This window comes from Streptomyces sp. NPDC055966, from assembly GCF_042269865.1.
Taxonomy (GTDB): domain Bacteria; phylum Actinomycetota; class Actinomycetes; order Streptomycetales; family Streptomycetaceae; genus Streptomyces.
The window spans coordinates 28,499-47,331 of record NZ_JBHJYK010000038.1; the positions used below are offsets into that span (position 1 = coordinate 28,499).

The 18,833-nt window shown below is 70.7% G+C and carries 23 protein-coding genes and 1 pseudogene; 11 read left to right on the top strand and 13 right to left on the bottom strand.

All coding sequences use genetic code 11. The features are described from left to right. Positions 1-69: 69 nt before the first annotated feature. Positions 70-234 (bottom strand): annotated as a pseudogene (locus ACFC8N_RS45425) (transposase); the annotation flags it as partial. On the opposite strand from ACFC8N_RS45425, the gene ACFC8N_RS45430 reads away from it, so the two are divergent. Together ACFC8N_RS45430 and ACFC8N_RS45435 are read left to right on the top strand one after the other, a co-directional pair. Beyond that, a complete protein-coding gene (locus ACFC8N_RS45430; protein ID WP_376295559.1) occupies positions 176-478 on the top strand; it encodes a hypothetical protein in 303 nt (100 codons plus the stop codon). The pseudogene ACFC8N_RS45425 and the gene ACFC8N_RS45430 sit on opposite strands and share 59 nt — an antisense overlap. A 137-nt stretch (positions 479-615) precedes the next feature. Beyond that, positions 616-762 (top strand): hypothetical protein, encoded by a 147-nt coding sequence (locus ACFC8N_RS45435; RefSeq protein ID WP_376295526.1) that lies wholly within the window; start codon positions 616-618, stop codon positions 760-762. Here the strand turns inward: ACFC8N_RS45435 and ACFC8N_RS45440 are convergent. Continuing rightward, on the bottom strand, positions 744-1,133 hold the full coding sequence (locus ACFC8N_RS45440; RefSeq protein ID WP_376295527.1) for a hypothetical protein: 390 nt from the start codon (positions 1,131-1,133) through the stop codon (positions 744-746). The genes ACFC8N_RS45435 and ACFC8N_RS45440 overlap by 19 nt on opposite strands. Positions 1,134-1,361: 228 nt before the next feature. Beyond that, entirely contained in the window at positions 1,362-1,907 is a 546-nt protein-coding gene (locus ACFC8N_RS45445) for a hypothetical protein (RefSeq protein ID WP_356040098.1), read from the bottom strand. Positions 1,908-2,609: 702 nt separating this feature from the next. Between ACFC8N_RS45445 and ACFC8N_RS45450 the strand changes: the two genes are divergently transcribed. Genes ACFC8N_RS45450 through ACFC8N_RS45460 form a run of 3 tightly spaced genes read left to right on the top strand, consistent with a single transcriptional unit; the run spans position 2,610 to position 4,890 of the window. After that, the gene (locus ACFC8N_RS45450; RefSeq protein ID WP_376295529.1) at positions 2,610-3,794 is read left to right on the top strand and encodes a sensor histidine kinase; all 1,185 of its coding nucleotides are present in this window, start codon (positions 2,610-2,612) and stop codon (positions 3,792-3,794) included. Then, positions 3,791-4,471 carry a response regulator transcription factor gene (locus tag ACFC8N_RS45455; RefSeq protein ID WP_356040093.1) on the top strand — a complete coding sequence of 227 codons (681 nt, stop codon included), beginning with the start codon at positions 3,791-3,793 and terminating at the stop codon, positions 4,469-4,471. Before ACFC8N_RS45450 ends, ACFC8N_RS45455 begins: the two co-directional genes overlap by 4 nt. Continuing rightward, positions 4,468-4,890: a hypothetical protein gene (locus ACFC8N_RS45460; RefSeq protein WP_356040090.1), complete on the top strand. Its 423-nt coding sequence runs from the start codon at positions 4,468-4,470 to the stop codon at positions 4,888-4,890. The genes ACFC8N_RS45455 and ACFC8N_RS45460 overlap by 4 nt, the downstream gene beginning before the upstream one ends. Before the next feature lie 98 nt (positions 4,891-4,988). Here ACFC8N_RS45460 and ACFC8N_RS45465 read toward each other — a convergent pair whose 3' ends face one another. Further along, the gene (locus tag ACFC8N_RS45465; protein WP_376295532.1) at positions 4,989-5,255 is read right to left on the bottom strand and encodes a hypothetical protein; all 267 of its coding nucleotides are present in this window, start codon (positions 5,253-5,255) and stop codon (positions 4,989-4,991) included. A gap of 183 nt (positions 5,256-5,438) precedes the next feature. Then, complete coding sequence (locus tag ACFC8N_RS45470) at positions 5,439-6,389, bottom strand: LysR family transcriptional regulator (protein WP_356040084.1); 951 nt, start codon at positions 6,387-6,389, stop codon at positions 5,439-5,441. Positions 6,390-6,506: 117 nt separating this feature from the next. On the opposite strand from ACFC8N_RS45470, the gene ACFC8N_RS45475 reads away from it, so the two are divergent. Then, on the top strand, positions 6,507-7,319 hold the full coding sequence (locus tag ACFC8N_RS45475) for an inositol monophosphatase family protein (protein ID WP_376295533.1): 813 nt from the start codon (positions 6,507-6,509) through the stop codon (positions 7,317-7,319). Positions 7,320-7,379: 60 nt separating this feature from the next. Then, entirely contained in the window at positions 7,380-8,027 is a 648-nt protein-coding gene (locus ACFC8N_RS45480) for an NAD(P)-binding domain-containing protein (protein ID WP_356040079.1), read from the top strand. On the opposite strand, the gene ACFC8N_RS45485 is transcribed toward ACFC8N_RS45480, so the two are convergent. Next, positions 8,017-8,400 (bottom strand): hypothetical protein, encoded by a 384-nt coding sequence (locus ACFC8N_RS45485; protein WP_376295534.1) that lies wholly within the window; start codon positions 8,398-8,400, stop codon positions 8,017-8,019. The two genes, ACFC8N_RS45480 and ACFC8N_RS45485, sit on opposite strands and share 11 nt — an antisense overlap. A 26-nt stretch (positions 8,401-8,426) precedes the next feature. Between ACFC8N_RS45485 and ACFC8N_RS45490 the strand changes: the two genes are divergently transcribed. Then, complete coding sequence (locus tag ACFC8N_RS45490) at positions 8,427-8,672, top strand: hypothetical protein (protein ID WP_376295535.1); 246 nt, start codon at positions 8,427-8,429, stop codon at positions 8,670-8,672. Positions 8,673-9,193: 521 nt separating this feature from the next. Here ACFC8N_RS45490 and ACFC8N_RS45495 read toward each other — a convergent pair. From ACFC8N_RS45495 to ACFC8N_RS45505, 3 genes are all read right to left on the bottom strand, one after another. Then, on the bottom strand, positions 9,194-10,891 hold the full coding sequence (locus ACFC8N_RS45495; protein WP_376295536.1) for an alpha-keto acid decarboxylase family protein: 1,698 nt from the start codon (positions 10,889-10,891) through the stop codon (positions 9,194-9,196). Positions 10,892-11,151: 260 nt separating this feature from the next. Next, the gene (locus ACFC8N_RS45500) at positions 11,152-11,442 is read right to left on the bottom strand and encodes a hypothetical protein (protein ID WP_376295538.1); all 291 of its coding nucleotides are present in this window, start codon (positions 11,440-11,442) and stop codon (positions 11,152-11,154) included. A gap of 558 nt (positions 11,443-12,000) precedes the next feature. Beyond that, positions 12,001-12,879, bottom strand: a complete 879-nt coding sequence (locus ACFC8N_RS45505) for a helix-turn-helix transcriptional regulator (protein ID WP_376295539.1) — start codon at positions 12,877-12,879, stop codon at positions 12,001-12,003. Between the two features lie 144 nt (positions 12,880-13,023). Here ACFC8N_RS45505 and ACFC8N_RS45510 point away from each other — a divergent pair, with 144 nt between their 5' ends. Next, positions 13,024-14,040, top strand: coding sequence for an aldo/keto reductase (locus ACFC8N_RS45510; RefSeq protein ID WP_376295540.1), 1,017 nt, complete (start codon positions 13,024-13,026; stop codon positions 14,038-14,040). A 382-nt stretch (positions 14,041-14,422) separates the two neighbouring features. Here ACFC8N_RS45510 and ACFC8N_RS45515 read toward each other — a convergent pair whose 3' ends face one another. Further along, on the bottom strand, positions 14,423-14,548 hold the full coding sequence (locus tag ACFC8N_RS45515; RefSeq protein WP_376295541.1) for a hypothetical protein: 126 nt from the start codon (positions 14,546-14,548) through the stop codon (positions 14,423-14,425). A 44-nt stretch (positions 14,549-14,592) separates the two neighbouring features. On the opposite strand from ACFC8N_RS45515, the gene ACFC8N_RS45520 reads away from it, so the two are divergent. Beyond that, entirely contained in the window at positions 14,593-14,724 is a 132-nt protein-coding gene (locus ACFC8N_RS45520) for a hypothetical protein (protein ID WP_376295543.1), read from the top strand. A 299-nt stretch (positions 14,725-15,023) separates the two neighbouring features. Here the strand turns inward: ACFC8N_RS45520 and ACFC8N_RS45525 are convergent, their stop codons facing one another. From ACFC8N_RS45525 to ACFC8N_RS45535, 3 genes are all read right to left on the bottom strand, one after another. After that, positions 15,024-15,695 carry an enoyl-CoA hydratase-related protein gene (locus ACFC8N_RS45525; RefSeq protein ID WP_376295544.1) on the bottom strand — a complete coding sequence of 224 codons (672 nt, stop codon included), beginning with the start codon at positions 15,693-15,695 and terminating at the stop codon, positions 15,024-15,026. 175 nt (positions 15,696-15,870) lie between these two features. Continuing rightward, entirely contained in the window at positions 15,871-16,914 is a 1,044-nt protein-coding gene (locus ACFC8N_RS45530) for a hypothetical protein (protein ID WP_376295545.1), read from the bottom strand. A 73-nt stretch (positions 16,915-16,987) separates the two neighbouring features. Then, complete coding sequence (locus tag ACFC8N_RS45535) at positions 16,988-18,004, bottom strand: alcohol dehydrogenase catalytic domain-containing protein (protein WP_376295547.1); 1,017 nt, start codon at positions 18,002-18,004, stop codon at positions 16,988-16,990. A gap of 234 nt (positions 18,005-18,238) precedes the next feature. Here ACFC8N_RS45535 and ACFC8N_RS45540 point away from each other — a divergent pair, with 234 nt between their 5' ends. Further along, positions 18,239-18,811 carry a TetR family transcriptional regulator C-terminal domain-containing protein gene (locus ACFC8N_RS45540; RefSeq protein WP_376295549.1) on the top strand — a complete coding sequence of 191 codons (573 nt, stop codon included), beginning with the start codon at positions 18,239-18,241 and terminating at the stop codon, positions 18,809-18,811. Positions 18,812-18,833: the final 22 nt, after the last annotated feature.

Here is an 18,833-nt window from a genome sequence, read left to right on the forward strand (position 1 = left end):
CGGGCTCAAGGGCTCCGATCTTGTTCAGCGACCCGGCACGTATGCGGACACCGAAGGTCTTGCACCCTGATGGTCCGTGCCCTTGGGGACTCCGGCTCTGCGGCAGCGGTCCGGCTCGTCCGTCCACTCCCGGGGCAGATGCAACTGCCGGTCCGGCGGACACGATGCCGTGTCGGTGGCGGCATGGACACTGTCCGCGACCTGGCAGTTCGCCCGCTTCCCCACAGCCGCGCAGCCCCGCAGCACTGGGGGCCACCCCGGCATCGCCGCGGACAAGCTGCGATGCACGTTCGCCGCGGCCGGCCGGCAGGTCATCGTCCTCAAGAACGCCACCCGCCACAGGAGTTGTTCGCGCGACCGGACGGGGAGGCACTGCGTGCGAAGCCACGCCGACCTCGGTGTGAGCAGCCATGCCTCCGACGACACGCGCGACGCCTTGTTGTCCGGCACCGTCATGACCAGGTGCCGGTCGCGGTGACGCGCCGGCCGCCGGTTCCGAGCTTGCTGCCGGGGGAGACCGGAGGAGGCTTGCACAGCCGCGCTGGAGAGGATGCTTCCGTCGGCCCGTGGCCTCGGGCAAGTCGGGCGAGAGCCGTCGCGGGAGGGCCGCGCGTCGTGCCGCGCCCGCAGACGGCGGAAGTCCTCGTCCGCCTTCAGCTCGGCGACGAGCCGCGCGGTCCCGGTCTCACGCGGGTCGGCATCCTCGCGCAGGGCCGCGTCGCGGTCTGCGCGGCGATCTCCGGTCATTCCGCGAGCAGTTGACGGACCTCAGAGGAAAGGAACATGTCCCGGGCCAGGTTGTGCCCGGGTTCATACATCGGGGCAAGTGCGCGGGCCCGCTTGTTCACGGCCAGCATGTCGAACCGCCGGTTGCGCACGTACGCCGGGCCGTCCACCCACGTGTCGAGCAGTTGGTGCACGTCCGGGGCGACCTCGGTCTCCGAACGCCGTACGGGATCCAGGGCGGCGAGCGCGCTCATGCATGCCGAGGCGTCGGCGTCCAGCTCCAGCGATTGCCCGAGCGCGTCCCCGGTACCTGCGGTGAGGGATGCCGGTCGACGCCCTGTGCCAGCCGGGTCGTCCCGGCGCCGACCGGAGGCGGGCAGCTCCGCGGTCATCGACGAAGAAGTCACCCAGGAGATGGGTGACGCGGTGTTTCCGCACCGTGTGGATGATCCCCTCACACATCAGCGCCGGCCCTGTCTCGCAATGCCTTGCCCCTGGCCGGGTCTCTCGCATAGGCGATGTCACGCAGGCGCAGTCGCTGGGGCTCCTTGCCTTGGCTCTCGCTCGCGCCTTGTCGGTCGCGCGGAGGGCGGGGACGGTGCCCCGCCGGGGACCGGCGTGTGTGCCGTGCGGCGTCAGGCCGCGTCGTACTGCTGGGTGGGCGCGCTGGTGGTGTCAGTGAGGTGGGCGCGGGTGGCGCGGGTGCCCTTGGCGAGGAGGGCGGTGGTGCGGGCGACCAGCATGCCGATGGCCAGGAAGATCAGCGCGTCGGTGAGGGCGTCGCCGGTGATGCGGTGCGTGAGCATCCAGCGGCCGAGCTGGGCGGGGAAGATGTGCACGGAGGCGTACGCGAACAGCAGCCGGGCGCCGATGACGACGGTCCACAGCGCGGCGTAGGGGGCGCGGCCGGTGGAGAAGGGGGCCTTGTGGTCTTCGTCGTAGCGGACCTTGAGCAGTGCGGCGGCGAGCAGACCGAGCAGCAGGCCGGCGGCCAGGCCGATGATCTCCAGGGTGAGGCCGTTGCCGTGGGTGGCGATGTTCTTGGCGAAGATCGGCACGACCGCCGCGGCGAGCAGGATCGGGCGGGCGAGGCGGAGCCAGGCGATCTTCTTGTAGCCGAGGTCGGCGTGGAGCACGGTGGTCAGGACGGCGAGGTTGACGATCCAGACGCTGGCGTTCATGGCGGGTCCTTCGCGGTGTGGTGGTGCCGGGGACGGGCTGACGTCTTCGACGCTACGAGCGGGGGCGGGGTCGGTTCGTCGGTCTGTGGGTGGGTGCCGGGTGGAGTCCGGGTTGATGCCGCTGAGCTGCGTGAATGCCCTCTCGGTTGGGTGGTGGCGCATACGCGAGCGCCCCTGGGAGCGGATCCCGGGGGCGCTGGGTGTGGTGGTCCGAGGGCGGTCGCTCAACCACGGGAGGTGAGGCGCTTGACGAGACGGACGACGAGGCCGATCAGCATGGCGTTTCTCCCTTCACAGCATGGAAAGTCCGGGACGGGTACGGGCGGGGCGGAGCGGGGATCAGCCGCGGCGCTTGAGTGCCTTGACGAGACGGACGAGGAGACCGATCAGCATTGCTGAACTCGCTTTCGGTGGGCGTTGTTTGGGGTGCCTGACTGGTTTCCACGCTAGGTACGCGGCCGGGGCGGTCGCGTCAGCCTGGTGGTGGAGCGCGGGTGGAGACCGGGTTGACGCCGCCGGTGGTCGCCGGGTGCGTGGACGGCAGGCGCCACCGTCTTTTCCCCGTGCCGGGTGGTGCCCCTGCGGCCCGGCACCAGCACTGATGGCATTGATGCGGGGCGCGGTAGGGTCCGTTTATCGCGTCAGGCCCAACCCGAGCTGTCCGGCCCGGCCGGCGCTCGCCTGCCTGTTCCGGGAGTCCGCATGCCCGCCGCCGTCCCCGCGCTTCGCGACCGGCCTGCCTATCTGTGGGGCATCCGCGTCATGCGGCTCGCCGGTCTGGCGGCCCTGCTCGCCGCCACCGCGCACGCTCATCCACCCGCCGGCTGGCGCGGCCGGGGACTGGCGATCTCCTGCGCGCTGGGAGTGACGGCGGGCGGGTGGCTGCTGTGGATCGCCGCGGAGCACCGGCAGCGACTGCTGACCACGGCGCTCGCCGCGACGGCGCTGGGCGGGGGTGCCCTGGGCGGACTGTCCCCGCACTCGCCCGGCATCGCCGCGGCGCCCGTGGGGGCGATGGTCGCGGCGGCGGCCCTGGCCCCCGAGACATCCATCGCGATCGCCGTGGCCGCGTCACTCGCCCTCGCCGTGACCACCATCGTGGTCGGCGGGGGTACGGCGGTGATGCTCGGCTACCTGGTGCTCATCGGTGCCGGTCTGGGGACGGGCTTCATCCGTCTCGGCTACGTCGAGCGCGCCGACCAGGCCGAAGCCCTGCTGGAACAGACCCGCCGCGCCCAACAGGCCGAGGCCCAGGCCGCCGTCCTGCACGAGCGCACCCGGATCGCCCGCGAGATCCACGACATCCTCGCCCACTCCCTCGGTGCCCTGTCCATGCAACTCGAAGCCGCGCAGGCACTGCTGCAGAAAAGCCCGGCAACCAGCGAGGACCCCGCCCTGGGCAAGGCCCTCGGATGTGTCGGCCGGGCCGGCGACCTCGCCCGCGCGGGGCTGACCGAGACCCGCCGCGCCGTCCATGCCCTGCGCGAGGACAGCGCACTCCTGCCTGAGCTACTGGCCCGCCTGACCACCGGGCCCGAGCAGGACGGCACCGCCCCGGCCGTGCGCCTCCAGGTCCAGGGCACCGTCCGCCGACTGGAGCCGGACGCCACCCTCGCAGTGCTGCGCACCGCACAGGAGGCGGTCACCAACGCGGCCAAACACGCCCCCGGCCAGCCCGTCACGCTCACCCTCGTCTATGCCGAGGACCACACCACGCTCACCGCCGCCAACCCACTGCCCGACGCCGCCGCTCCCCGGCCCCTCGGCGCCAGCGGAGCCGGCTACGGACTGACCGGGCTGCGCGAGCGCGCCCTGCTGGCAGGCGGCACCCTTCACACCGAAGTCATGGACAACACCTGGCGGGTGTGCGTCACAATTCCCAGGTGACCGGTACCACCTCGCCCATTCGAGTCCTCGTCGTCGACGACCAGGCCGCCGTCCGGGAAGGACTGGCGCTGCTGCTGGACACTCTCCCGGGTGTCGAGGTCGTCGGCCAGGCCGAGGACGGCAACGCCGCCGCCGCGCTCGCCCGCGACCTCCAGCCGGACGTGGTGCTCATGGACCTCAACATGCCGCACTGCGACGGCATCGAAGCCACCACCCGCATCCTCGCCGACCGTCCGGACATCCGCGTCGTGGTGCTGACCACCTACGAGGACGACACCTCCATCCTCGGCGCCCTCCAGGCCGGCGCCCTCGGCTACCTGACCAAGGCCGCCACCCGCGCCGACATCGAACGTGCCGTCAAGGCCGCCGCAGCGGGTCAGGCCGTCCTCGACCCCGCCGTACAGCGCACCCTGCTCGCCGCCGCCACCGGCACACCCGCCCCGGCCACACCCGCCGACTCCGCCCCGGACGATCTCACCGCCCGCGAGGCGGACGTACTGCGCCTGATCGCCGAAGGCCGCTCCAACCGGGAGATCGCCCGCCAACTCGTCGTCAGCGAAGCCACCGTCAAGACCCACATCAACCGCATCTTCACCAAGACCGGAAGCCGCGACCGCGCCCAGGCCATCCGCTACGCCTACACCCACGGCTACGCCGAGCCCGGAACGAGCACGTGACCACCCACCCGACGACACCACCGACGACACCCCCGACGCCGACCCGCTCCGGGCTCCCACGCTGGGTCGGACCGCTCTATCTGGCCCTGAGCGCGATCCTTCTGCCCTGGATCGTCTACCTCTCCCTCTCCCTGCCGGGACGCCAGCTCTCCGAGCACTACCGCATGGCCTGGGTCGGCTTCGACGTCTTCCTCCTCGGCCAGCTCGCCCGTACCGGTGCCTACGCCCTGCGTCCCCGCCGGCGCGACCGCGTCCCTCCGCACGCCGCTGCCAGCGCCGCCATGCTCTGCGTCGACGCATGGTTCGACGTCACCACCAGCACCTCGCACGACCTGCCGCTCTCCCTCCTCCTCGCCGCGGCCGTCGAACTCCCCCTCGCCGGCCTGTGCTGGTGGCTCGCCAGCCGCCCCCGCACCTGAGCACCCAGTCCAACGTCCTGCCTCTACGCGCATCGCCGCACAGTGCAGGCACAGCCGCCGATCACGCACTGCGATATTCGCGGCCAAGTGACTGCCCGTCAGCTGGTCGCGAGCGGCGAGCGTGAGGCGGCCGACGGCGCGAGGCCGCGGCGCTCGGGCGGAATCGCGGTCGCGGGCGAGGACAGTACCTGTCGCTGCCCGAGGAGTTCGTCCTGCTCTCGTACCGGAGTTCCGGCACGGTGCACGAGGTCCGGCGGACGGAGACGGGCTGTGCGGTGGCCGAGCTCGGTGAACTCGGCTCCCACACGGCCCCCCCACTGCACCGTGACGCTCTTGTCGAGCACGGTCTGCCGAGCCCCGGACACGACACGATTCTCAGGAGGCCGAGCCACCACCCGAACTCACGCGTCGGCGCTGCTCTGATGGGCCACCTGCGGGCCGTCTGCCACGGCGAGAGCCCGCCGGATGCGCACACGCTGTTGCTGCTCGACCTCGTGAAGGCGCCCAGTCGAGTGAACGGAACGATCCGCGGTTGACCGATCGGGAGTTCATCGGCCCGGCTTGCCGTGGGCTCCCGCCGGCCGGGAGGCGGGCGGCGGTGGCGTGAAGAGTGCCCGGACGGTTTCGGCGGCCAGGTCGCGCAGCCAGGTGTGGGCGCGGTCGTCGTCGTAGCGCTGGTGCCACAGCAGGTACAGCGGGACGTCGGGCAGTTGGAGCGGCAGCGGCAGGGTGATCAGGCCGAGCTGCTCCCGTGCCGTGCGGGTGACCGCCTCGGGAAGGGTGACCACCAGGTCTGTGTCGAGGGCGAGTTGCAGTGCGAGCGCGGCGGTGGGCCCGGCGGCGACGACGTGGCGTTCGTGGCCGAGCGTGGTCAGGGCGTCGTCGATCGGGTCGCGCAGGCGTCCACGGCGCGAGACGGTGAGGTGTTCGGCGGCCGCGTAGCGCTCGACGCTCAGCGGGCCTTCGGTGAGCGGATGTCCGGGACGGACGGCGACGACCAGGTGGTCCCGGCCGACGAGGCGGTGGCGGATGTCGGGGAGCGTCGGCCGGCTGGAGCTCGATTCGAGGTCGACCTCGCCCCGGCGCAGCTCGGGGGTGTCTGTGCCGGGCTCGGCGGGCAGGCGCAGCTGGACGCCGGGGGCCTGGTGGTGGACGGCGGTGATCAGGGCGCTTGCGCAGGCGGCGGTGAGGGCGTCGTGCCAGCGCACCGTGAACACCCGCTCCAGAGCCGACAGATCGAGTTCCGCTTGCTCGGCCAGAAGGTGGTGGGCTTGCTGGACGAGGGCGTGGACTTGGGCTCGCATGGCCAGTGCGCGGGTGGTGGGGACCATGCTGCGGCCGGTGCGGACCAGGATCTGGTCACCGGTGGCCTTGCGGATGCGGCCCAGGGAGCGGCTCATCGCCGGTGCGGTGACATGGAGGCGGGCCGCTGCCCCGGCGACACTGCCCTCCTCCAGCAGCGCGTCCAGGGCCGTGAGCAGGTTCAGATCCAGTTGCATGAGAGTAACTCTACGAGTGAAAAGCATGCACTTGTTGTTAATCATCGGGCCGCCTACCTTCGAAGTGCGGGCGCGGGCCAAGCCGCCCCGTTACCGACCGAACCCCAGGAGCCCGTCATGAGCACAGCCATGCCGTTCGACGCCGACGCGCCGCTCATGTCCGACGTGACCGCCGCGGTGAAGACCGCCGGCCGCACGCTGCGCGACCGTTACACCACGCACGCCCGAGGCGTGAGTCTGAACGAGGTCGTCGACGAGATCCACGCCAACGACGACGCGGTGCTCGACGTGCTGCGCGAACCGCTCCTGCGGGCCCGGCGAGGATCGCACTGGGCCGACGACGAACTGGCCGGAGGCGCGCTCCCGGCCGGGGAATGGTGGGTCGTCGACCCGGCCGAGGGCAACATCAACCACGTCCACGGCATGCCGGACTGGGCCGTCACGGCCACTCTGGTCCGCGACAACCAGCCGGTCCTCACCGTCGTCCACCTGCCGCTGACCGGCGACACCTACACCGCCGTCGCGGGCCACGGCGCCCAGCTCAACGACCGGCCCCTCAAGGTGTCCGCCAAGACCGAGTTGGCCGCCGCACTCGTGGGCACCGGCCAGGCCAAGCCCGGCGAGGACATGGACACCTTCCGCCGCATCGGCGAGTCGGTCACCGCCATGCTCGTCAACGGCCTTGTCGTACGGGTGTCCGTGCCCGCCACGATGCAGCTCATCCACGTCGCCGCCGGACGCATGGACGCCTTCTGGCAGTTCTCCGACGTCCGCTCCGGCCTGGTCGCCGGCGCCCTGCTGGTCCTGGAAGCCGGAGGCACCGTCACCGACCTGGCGGGCGAACCCTGGAGCACCGGCAGCCGCGACTTCCTGGCCGCCGCCCCCGGCATCCACACCCCCGCCCTCACGGTTCTCAAGCCGATCGCCTGACCGCGCAGCGGCCTGCATCCCTCCCTTCGTGCCACCCGACACCGCAAGGAGCATCGCCTCATGACCAGCATCGGCATCCTGGGCGCCGGCCGCGTCGGCGCCAACCTCGCCGGCAAACTCGCCGCGACCGGACACCACGTCGTGCTCGGCCGCCGGAGCCAGAAGGAGGAGACCGCACAGCCCGCCGAAGACGCGGGCCCCCGCGTCTCCTTCGCCGACCAGCGCACCGCTGTCCGCACCGCGGACGTCGTCATCAACGCGACACCCGGCGACAGCACTCTGGACCGTCTCACCGACCTGCGAGCCGAACTCGCCGGAAAGATCCTCGTCGACGTCTCCAACGCCACCCGCGACGCCGACGACGGCCTGCCCGGCGACCTCGTCTACCCCGGCAGCAGCCTCGCCGAGCAACTCCAGGCCGCCCTGCCCGACACCCGCGTGGTCAAGACCCTCAACACCATGCTGTTCATGGTCATGACCGCCCCCGAAACCCTGGCCACCCCGCCGACCGTCTACGTCTCGGGCGACGACGAGGACGCGAAGAAGACCGTCACCGGTCTGCTCGGCGACCTCGGCTGGCAGAGCACATGGATCGAGGACCTCGGCGGCATCACCACGGCCCGCGCCACCGAGGCCATGGTCCTGGTGGTGCCCCACGTCCTGCGCCGGCACGGCTTTGCGCCCTTCGCCGTCTCCCTCACCCGCTGACCTCACCGGGGCCAGGCGGGAAACCGTCCGCGACGTCGTTCGCGCCGCAGACCCAACTCGCCGTCCGTGCGGCAGCCCTGGGCCCCGCCGCCTGCACGCACATGTCGTACGACAACGGCGGTGTTCCGCGCGGGCGAGGTTTCAGCCGCTCCATCGGTCCGCTGGGCAGCTTCGCTGTGGCCGCGAACGTCCAGACCAGGAAGGTGGCGAGCACAGGCGCGGCCGCGGGGTGAACCGCGGCCGCGCCGAAGCCGGTTCGCGCGACTGAGGCAGGGGCGAGCAGGAACAGGAACACCGCCCACACGACTTCCGCCAGGAACGCGAGGGACAGCCAGGTACCCGCAGAGCCGCCCGGCCGGGAGGGGTAGGCCACGCTCCAGCAATCGAGCCAGTACGACGATGAGCAGCAACGTGCCGACGAACAAGCCGAGTTGGCGCAATGGAGCACGCACGGCGGCCCACATCGTGGGGTGGCGGCCGGGAGACGCACTCCAGACGAAGACCGTGAAGACGACCGGCGCGCTGACGATGAGCAGCCACGGTGTGGACTGGAGCGCGCCCCAGCGGTCCGTGATCGAGTCGCGTATGTCCTGCGCCGAGCCGAAGGCCACGACATCCGCGAGTGACACCGCGATCGCCGCGTAGGTTCGGAGCCTCTCGACGCGCGCCACGTCCGGATCGCGCACCGAGTCGGAGCCTGCGCCACGGAGGAACAGGCGCCAGGCGACGCGGCGGGCGCTGCGGGCGAGGCGGTACAGCCCCATCACGGGAGTCAGCAACAGCAGAACCGGTGACAGGAGAAGCAGTACGCCGCCGGGCAGACGGCCGAGGAGCCCGAGCAGCGCGGGCCAGTCCCGGAACTGTTCCGGGCCGCCGGGGCCGGGGGACGGAGGAACGGGCACCCCGTTCTGCGCCCGGGCCGGAAGTGGGCCACTTCCCGGTCGGATGGAGATCAAATTCTGCACACCTCGACCTCGGGCACCGCTATGCCTTCAACGCGTCACCGGCAAGACGCGCGTGCCCTGCGAAGCGGTTCCCGCATGATCGGCCACCCACCGCGTCCGGCGACCTGCGCTTGCGTTTGACGGCTCGGATGATCTGGCGGAGGTCGGCCGCTGTGAGGTTTCCCAGATGCCGCTTCACGAGCGACCGCGCCTGGTTGCGGGTTACAGGAGCTGGGCGCCGTCGCGGTGGTGCGGGCCGCGGGGCCCGTAGTCGACGTCGGCTCCGTGGTTGCTGCTGGCAGCGATCGGGGCGGGGATGTCGTGGGGGTCCATGACCGACTCGATGAAGATCATCTTGTCGTTGGGTGCGCTCATGGCTTTGCGCAGGTCGTCGGGGGTCTTCACGACGAAGGAGCGCGCCGTGGTGTCCGGGCACAGCACCTTGGGCAGTTCCGCGTACGCCCAGGCGGCGATGTCGTTGTAGCGCTCGTCCCGACCGAGGTAGCCGCGCTCGATGGTGTATCCGCCGTTGTTGATCAGCAGAACCACGGGCTTGTGGTCGTGTCGCATGATGGTCGACAGCTCCTGCGCGGCCTCCTGGAAGGAGCCGTCGCCCACGAACAGCAGGTGGCGGCGCTGCGGCGCAGCGGTCAGCGTGCCGAGCAGCGCCCCGACCGAGAAGCCGATGGAACCCCAGTTGACCGAGCCGACGAACGTGCAGCTCTCCGGCAGTTCGACGCCGAACAGCGCGTACGAGGTGCCGTTGTCGACCAGGAGTACGTCGCCGGGCTTGACGTACTCCTGCACCGCCTTCCAGTACGCCGTCTGGGTGAGCTTCGCGGAGCCGTCTGCCGCATGCGGCTTCGGCGCCGCGGGCTTGCGGATGGTGCGCTCGGCGACCGGCGAGACGGCGTCGATGACACCGCGCAGAACGTCCTTGAGGTTCACCGCCTGGAAGTTCGCGACGCCGACGTCGGCCGAGTGGCTGCGCAGGTGGATGGACTCGGCGGGCAGCTTGGCCGAGAAGTCGCCGGTGGTCACCTCGATCGGCCGATAGCCGATGGTCAGCAGGCGCTCGCTGCCCTCGACCGCCTCGATCGTCTCCGGCGCGCTCGCCCTGCCGTTGTAAATGCCCACGTAGTTGGGCAAGGTCTCGTTGATCACCGCCTTGGCAGTGCTGCACGCCGCGATCGGCAGCCTCAGCTTCTCGGCCAGCTCCGTCACCTCCGCCGCGACACCGAACCGGTCGACGTCCAGGTCCACGAGCATCGCCGCCGACTTCGCCCCGGACAGGAAGCTCGCGACCGTGGCGACACAGGAGCGCAGCCGCTCGGGATCGCTCGGCGGCTGCTCAAGTACCAGCGGTTCGGTCGGGACCTCGATCTCCAGGTAGGCGATGTCGGAGGGCACCTCCATGTAGACCGGGAGCTTCTCCCGCCACGCGGTCGAGATCAACCGGTCGATCTCCATCGCCGCATTGCGCGGCGTCAGCCTGACCTGGGCCGCCGTAACCTGCGAGAAGGCGCTGAGGAAACGGTCCCAGGTGCCGTCGGCCATCGTGTGGTGCATGCCCAGATTCCGCTCGATCGACCTGAGCGGGATCGATCCGCAGACGGCGACGACCGGGACGTGCTCGGCGTAGCATCCGGCGACCCCGTTGATCGCGCTCATCGCGCCCACGGCGTTGGTGACCAGGAACGCGCCCATGCCCTTGAGTCGCGCGTATCCGTCAGCCGCGTAGGACGCGTTGAGCTCGTTGCAGTTGCCGACCCACTCCATCGCGCCGCCATCGTGCATCTGCTGGAGCAGTTCGAGGTTGTAGTCACCCGGGACGCCGAACACGTGGCCGATCCCGGCCTCCGCCATGCGGCGGAGCAGGAAGTCGCCGATCGTCATCCGTTTGGTCTGGGACGAAGGCATCGCAGTGGTCTCCTGATCGAAAAGGTCATGATGGGGCTGGCCACGCCCCCCTGGCTCGGATCAGCGGGTACTACTCCGTGACATGTCCTTCAGACAGCCGGCCGATGGCTTTCCCATACTCCCCGCCGTGCCGGACCGACGCGCGCGGACCAATCCGGCCGAGTGAACCGGCTCGTGCGGTCGCACAACACCGTCCAGGCTCATCCGGCCATCTGGTCAGCTTTCGAGGGTGAGGCCGGTGCCGGCGAGGCGAACGTCGATCAGGTGCGGCCGCTGTGACCCGGATCCTGCTTCACGAGCGACCACACTCTGTCCTGCGGACTCAAGGCAGGTGCGTGGCTGGAGAGTTGGAGGACGGTGAGCCAGTCGACGTGCGTGCCGAAGAACGTGCACAGCGGATCAGCCGGGTGCAGGCGCAGGTTGTCCCAGACCAGCACGATCGAGCCACCCAGCTGGATGTGCTCCCGTACCAGCAGATCGCGCGGGTCCCGCCAGCCGATCCCTTTCGGCGGCTCTGACGCCTCCCGGTACTCGCGGACCGGACAGAACAACCGGGACCATTCCCTCGCTTTGGAGCACGTCGTCCGGCCATGGACACCCGACCTGGGCCCCGGCCGCGCCCCCGCACCACCGGCGTACAGCCTCCGCGACCCCAGCTCCTCGCACGCGGCGGGATCATCGACTGCCCGGCCTGATCCTCGAAGACCACCCGGGCGTCGCGCTCCGCCGCGATGATCTCACCCGCGGCCACACCTCCTGCTCCCACACCTCCACCCCTCCCTTGTCGCGCTCGATCGCCCGCCGGGCCGGCTGCTGCCACGACCAACCGCTGCTGCCGCAGCAGCCGCCGGGTGCCCTCCACCGTGTAAGAGACGTGCAACGACCGGCCGATCACCGTCTTGATCCGCGCGAGCGTCCACCACTGATCCGCCCACCCGTGTACCAGCGGCCAGCGCTTCAACTCCTGCTCGAACCGGGCCATCTGCGTCCCGCTCAGCCGCGGCCTACCCGAGTAGCCCTGCGCGGCGCCCCCGGCCGCGCCGCCCTGACGGCACGCACGAGGACTGAGTGTGACGACTATGCGATGCTCGGGCGCCAGGTGTCCGAGCTCAGCCATTCGGCGGAACCTGGGAGTGGCCAGACTGGTGCGCGGGAGCGCTCCAGCTGGCGAGGAGCCTCAGGCGGTCTGCGGAGGGGGAGCCCGGTTCGGCGGTGTAGATGCCGAGGGTCTGGTCGGGGTCGTCGGTGGCGGTGAAGGACTCGTAGCCCAGGACGAGGTCGCCGACGAGGGCGTGGTGGTAGTGCTTGGTGCCGTGAGTGCGCTGGAAGACGTCGTGATCGGCCCACCAGCGGCGGAAGTCGGGGTCGCGGAGGGAGAGTTCACCGACGAGGTCGGCCAGGGCGGGATCGTGAGGGTAGCGTCCGGCGTACAGGCGCAGGGACGCCACCGCTCCGCGGGCGCCGTCCTCCCAGTCGGCGTGGAGCGTGCGCACCTGCTCGTCGAGGAAGATGAGCCGGGCCATGTTGCGTCCGCGTGCGGGCAGTGTCTCGAAGTCGGTATAGAGGGCGCGGGCGAGGTGGTTGCTGGCCAGCACGTCCAGACGCCGCCCCAGGACCAGGACCGGGACGTCCGTGAGCGTGTCCACCAGCAGCCGCAGGCCGGGACGGACACGCTGCGGCGGCAGCGGGCGCGGACGGGAACGGGACGGGCGCGCGATCCGGAAGAGGTGCGCGCGCTCAAGATCGTTCAGTCGAAGGGCGCGCGCGATAGCGGCGAGGACCGCCTCCGAGACGCCGGCGTGGCGCCCGCGCTCAAGGCGGATGTAGTAGTCCACGCTTACGCCGGCGAGCTGGGCGACCTCCTCGCGCCGCAGTCCGGGCACCCGCCGGGTGCCGGGATGCGGCGGCAGGCCCGCCTCCTCGGGGGTGATCTTCGCACGGCGTGAGCGAAGGAATTCCCGTAGCTCCGCATTCAGCTCCTGACCCATGGCACCACGGTAGATCCGGCAGACCCCGGCGCGGAGCCGCGAGGGGGGCCCTGCTGGACCCCTGGTCGGATCAGGCTTCTCACCTCGGCCGACGGCCGTGTTTGGCTGGCAGCACAGCACCACAAATCCAGGAGGCGATCTGCGATGAAGCGCAGGATTCTCGGCGGCACCGGCATGTCGGTGAGTGAGTACGCACTCGGCGCGATGATGTTCGGCGCCATGGGCAACACCGACCACGACATGTGCATCGGCATGATCCACACCGCGCTCGACGCCGGCATCAACCTCATCGACACCGCGGATGTCTACTCCGGCGGGGAGTCGGAGGTGATCGTGGGCAAGGCGCTCAAGGGCCGCCGCGAAGAGGTCGTGCTGGCCACCAAGTTCGGGCTGCCCATGGGAGACGACGCCAACCGGCGCGGCGGCTCGGCCCGCTGGATCCGGCGCGCGGTCGAGGACAGCCTGCGCCGACTGGACACCGACCACATCGACCTCTACCAGATGCACCGCCCGGACCCCGACACCGACATCGACGAAACCCTCGCCACCCTGTCGGACCTGGTCCGTGCGGGGAAGGTCCGGGCCATCGGCGGCTCCTTCTTCGCGCCCGAGGAAACCGTGGAGGCCCAGTGGACGGCCCAGCGCCGCGGCCACCACCGCTTGCGCACCGAGCAGTCCCCGTACTCCATCCTCACCCGCGGCATCGAGAGCCGCGTGCTGCCCACCGCCCAGCGGCACGGCATGGGTGTGCTGACCTTCGGCCCGCTCAACTCCGGCTGGCTCTCCGGCCGCACCGACCCCACCACGGGGCACCGCAACGCAGGGCTCGGGGCGAAGATGTTCGACCTCTCCCAGCCCGGCGTGCAGGCCAAGGCAGACGCCGTCCAGAAGCTCACCGCACTGGCCGCCGAAGCCGGACTGCCGCTCGCCCACCTCGCCGTCGCCTTCGTCCGCTCCCACCCCGCGGTCACTTCCGTACTGATCGGCCCCCGCCGCCCCGAGCAACTCGCCGATCTCCTCACCGGCGCCGACGTGGAACTCGGCGACGACATCCTCGACCAGATCGACGACATCGTTCCGCCCGGCGTCGACGTGAACCCGGACGACTTCTACATCGACCCCACCCCGCCCATCACCGACAAGCGGCTGCGCCGCCGATGACGCAGGGCAGTGCGACTGCTGACGACATGCACCTCGTTGTACCACCGGCCCTGACCAGCAGACACGCCCTTTCCAGAGGAGCCCAGTCGCCTGATCGGTCCCGCCATGACGTCCTGTGCCGGGCAGTCCGCCTATGCAGCGCGCCCGCATGGCGCAGCCTGGCCCGGGCCTTGACCGGCTGCGGGACGTCAGCGCGCAGATCAGGAATGGTTGACCGTTTCAACTGCCCTTCCCGGTCGTCGAACCAGAGGTCGCTGTCCATGGCCAGCTCCCGGATCATCCGCTTGACCAGGGGCCGCGCCGCTCGCAGCCGCTTGTTGTAGCCCGACTGTTGAGGGAGGTAGGGGACCATGCCGGTCAGGTGCTTGCGGGCGAAGCGCAGTCAGCGCGCCTCGGAGCGGTGGCCGAGCAGGGCTTGCGCCACGGCAAGGCGGACGAGCCCGGAGTCGGTCAGCAGCGGCGGCCGTCCCGTCCACCGGGTCCCTCCGATCGCGTCGTCGAATTCCACCTCCAACGCGGTCAAGAGCCGCCTGCGATGCCAACGCCGCGAAAATGTTCGGCCGCTGCGAAGAACGCACTGGCATCACCCCGTTCACGAACCTGGTCACCCAGGTCATGAGCACCGAACCCGATGCCAGCGCCAAGCGCGTCTTCTGGATCGTCGACAACGGCTCCTCCCATTGAGGTAACACGGCTCCGACCGGCTGGCTGCAGCGTTCCCGAACACGGTCATGGACCACACCCCCGTGCACGCCCTGGCTGAACCAAATCGAGATCTACCGGGCTCGACAGCCACACCGTCGGTCACCACGAAGAATCCTCCGTCGCACTGGCAGCGTGATCAACCCCCGAAGGACTTCCAGAGCCGACCACTGTGAAGCAGTTCTGCCGGTCGGCCTCACCGGCGGTGGCGATCACCGGCCGGGAGGTGGCTTGGCCGTCTTCGTGCCCCGCCCGGTCCGGCGACTTCCCCCGGTACGGCGTCAGCCCAGCGGGTTGGTCGTGTCGCGGAGCATGGTGAGGACGGGGGCGTACATGCGCGTCTTGATGGTTCCGAGGCTGTCGCCGGCCTTGCTCGCGTGAGCCTCGGCGAGTTCGAGGGCGGCGGTGCGCAGGGCGTCCTCGTCCACGGCCTGATCGACGATTCCGGCGGCGGCTGCTTCCTGGGCGCCGAAACGACGGGCGGAGACCATGGCGTGCTGGGCCGTCTGCGGGGTCAGCCGGGACTGGATGAGGGCGGACATGCCCGGAGTGAAGGGGATGTTGATCTCTGCCTCGGGCAGGCACCAGAAGCCCCGGTCGGCGCGCATGAGACGGAAGTCGTGGGCCAGGGAGAGCATCGCTCCGGCGGCGAACGTGTGTCCCTGCAGTGCGGCAACGCTGATCAGCGGGAGGGACAGGAACCTCGCGAACAGACCGTGGACCGAATTGACGTAGTCCACGCGCTCGTCGCTGTGTGCGGCGAGCCACTCGAGATCCAGACCGTTGGAGTAGAACTTCCCGGTCGCAGCGGTCACCAGGGCGCGGGGACCTTCCGACTTCTCCACCTCGTCGAGAGCTGCGTCGACCGAGGCGATCCAGTCGGGGTGGAAGCGGTTCTCCCCGTCACCGAGGTCGAGAACGAAGACGGCGTCCTGGCGGTCGAGGGTTGGCATGAGGGCTCCTTGGGGACGTTTCGGTGGGGCAGGGCACATGGGTCGGGTGGAGTTGGGTTCTGCTGGGCCGCACGCCGGTGCCGCAGGCTGGCACCTGCCGGTGGACCGGGCCGGTGGGCGCTGGAGGAACGAGGCGATGCCTCCGGCATGCGTCTCTCCGCCGCCGGAGCGGAGGTCAGCTGAGAAGCGTTCGCCGGGCCCGGTGACGCAGGGTGGCTGCGGCCAGCAGGCCCAGCGCCGAGGTCGCACCGGTGAGGAGGATGGCGGTGAGGGCCGGCACTCCGGGGAGCGCGGACGCGTGGATCCAGCGGATGGTGAAGTTGGTGGATGCCGCCACCGGGAAGCTGAAGATCCACAGGCCCGGATGGAACGCGGGCTGGCGCAGCTCGGGCAGGAGGAAGACGACGAGGAGGACGGTGAAGAGCAGGGTTCCGGCGAAGCCGTAGCCGACGGTGTCGAAGACGCCCTTGTGAGCGGCGGTCCAGGCGATTCCGCCGGTCGCCGGTGGGATGGTCAGGACGGTGAGGGCCGGGCGGGCGGGCCCGGGCAGGGGGCCACCGGTGACGAGGCTGCCGAGGATGACGGTGCCGAAGGCGAGCCAGTACAGCAGCCCCACCGCGAAGGCGGCGTCGGCGACGCCGGGCAGCCTGAGCGTGGAGGCGACGGCACTCGCCACGAAGGGTGCGGAGGAGAGGGGCAGCAGATAGCCCGGGTGCAGGGCGGTGGTGCTCAGGGCACCTGTGAGCCAGTGGGCCAGAAGGCGTGCGGCGAGCAGGGCGGCCACGGTGAGGAACATCGCGTAGACCCAGCGTGCCCCCGTGAGCCCGAAACGGGAGAAGTGGCCCGCGATCAGCATGCCGATGAGGGGGACGTACGCGAGGGCGAAGCCGTCGCCGGGATGACGCATGTCGTGGCGCAGGTTGCGCCACCGGGTCCCGCCATGGCGCAGGTACTGGGCCAGCAGCACCAACCAGATGAGACCGCTGACGGTGAACAGCGCGTCGCTGACCTGCAGAGCGGACGGAAAAGTGGTTGCCGCAGCCTGCCAGGCCCCGCCGAGGCCGGCGGCGCCGAGGGAGACGGACAGCAGCCTGATCCGTGCGGCGCGGGTCGCTTGGGAACCGTAGGCGTCGGAGACGATGTCGGCGGCTGGACGCGCGGGCCCGCTGCCGCGCGGGGCCGTGCTGGTGTGCTCTGTCGTGTCGACCATGTCGGTCATGGGGGAACCTCAGGGGGATTGCCAGGGGCGCGGGCCCGGACTCGCCGGCCCGGCGGCGCAGGTCGTGGCGTGGTCAGGCGTCCATGTTCAGGACGACGCGGAAGCGTGCCTTGCCCGAGAGCATCCGTTCGTAGGCGTCCATGGCCCGGGTGAAGGGCATGGTCTCGGTGGCGGGGCGGATGCCGTGGGCGAGGCTGAAGGCGAGGTTGTCCTCGTTCTGGATCGACGATCCGGTCAGGCTGCCGACGATGCGGCGGGTGCCGAAGATCAGGTCGGCTGTGGCGACCGTCAGCGGGTCGGGGCCGGCGCCGACGACCACCAGCGTGCCGCCCGGGGCCAGCCCGCGGACCAGGGGGTTCATGGACGTACCGCTGGATGCCGTGGCGACGATGACCGAGGCGCCGCCCAGGTCGGCCAGTGCCGTGCCGGGGTCGGTGCCGGTGCTGTCGATGTACTCGTGGGCGCCCAGTTCCCTGGCGAGCTTTTCCTTCTCCTGACCGCGGGCGACGGCGGCCACACGGTGTCCGAGGCTGCGGGCGTACTGCAGGGCCAGGTGACCCAGTCCGCCGATCCCCTGCACGGCGACCAGGGCGCCCGCGGGGGTGGGGGTCTGCTGGAGCGCGGTGAGGGTGGTCAGTCCGGCGCACAGCAGCGGGGCCGCCTCGATGGCCGGCATGCCGTCGGGGACGCGGACCAGTCCGCTCGCGCGGGCGTACGTCACCTCCGCGTATCCGCCGTCGACGGTCGTGCCGGTCTGTTCCTGGTTGCGGCAGTTGACGAAGTCGCCGCGGCGGCACGGTTCGCACTCCCAGCAGTGCCCGTTGAGGAAGCCCACGCCGACGCGGTCGCCGGGCCGCCAGGCCGTGACGCCCGCGCCCACGGCATCGATCACGCCGACGATCTCGTGGCCGGGGACGACGGGGCGTGAGGGGTCGGGGCGCAGTCCTTCCACGGCCAGTACGTCGGAGTGGCAGACACCGCATGCCTCCACCCTGAGGCGGACGTGTCCGGGCTCCGGTTCGACCAGCTCGCGCTCGACGAGCCGGAGCTGGTGGACACCGGTCGCCTCGAATGCTCGGTAGGCGGACATGACGTTTCTCCTCGGTGCTGCCTCTGCCGACACAGGGAGGGCGGGGCTGGGGGCGGGAACCGGCATCCAATATGACCGGTCGCTTCAATATGACCGGTCGCTTTAAAATTAGTCAAGCAGGTCCGGGGACAGAGCCGGGCCACGATGCCGTCGTGGGCGGGAGTCACTCCCCGCGGCCTGGGTTTGACCTGCGGTAAGGCGACCGGACATATTGAACCCGAGGTGGTGGTGAGGATGGCACGCGCGTCCAAGCGCGAGGAGATCGCGCAGGCAGCCCTGGAGCAGTTCCGCACACGGGGCTTCAATGCCACCGGCATCAGCGACATCACGTCGGCTGCCGGGGCTCCCAAGGGCTCGTTCTACAACCACTTCGCCAGCAAGGAGGAGAGCGCTCTCGAAGCACTGAGCCGCTACGCCGCCGGGCTGCGGTTCGACCTGCTCGACACGCCTGGACGCCCCGCGCTGGAGCGGCTGCGGGCGCACTTCGAGTTCCTGGGCGCGGACACGGTCGCCAGCGGCTTCGCCCGCGGATGCCTGGTGGGCAACCTCGGCGCCGAGGTGGCGGACCACTCCGCGGAGATCCGCTCCGCCGTCCAGGGCGGCTTCCAGCGGTGGGCCGCGCACATCCGGCGGGTGCTCACCGAAGCCCACGAGGCAGGTGAGCTGGACGCCGCTCTCGACGTCGAGGAGGCCGCGCTGTTCATCCTCAGCGCCTGGGAGGGCACGCTGATCGCGGCGCGGGCCGACAAGTCCTCCGCTCCCTTCGACGCCTTCTTCCACATGGTCTTCGGCGTCCTCCTGCGGTGATCAGGACCGGCCGCTCCGTACA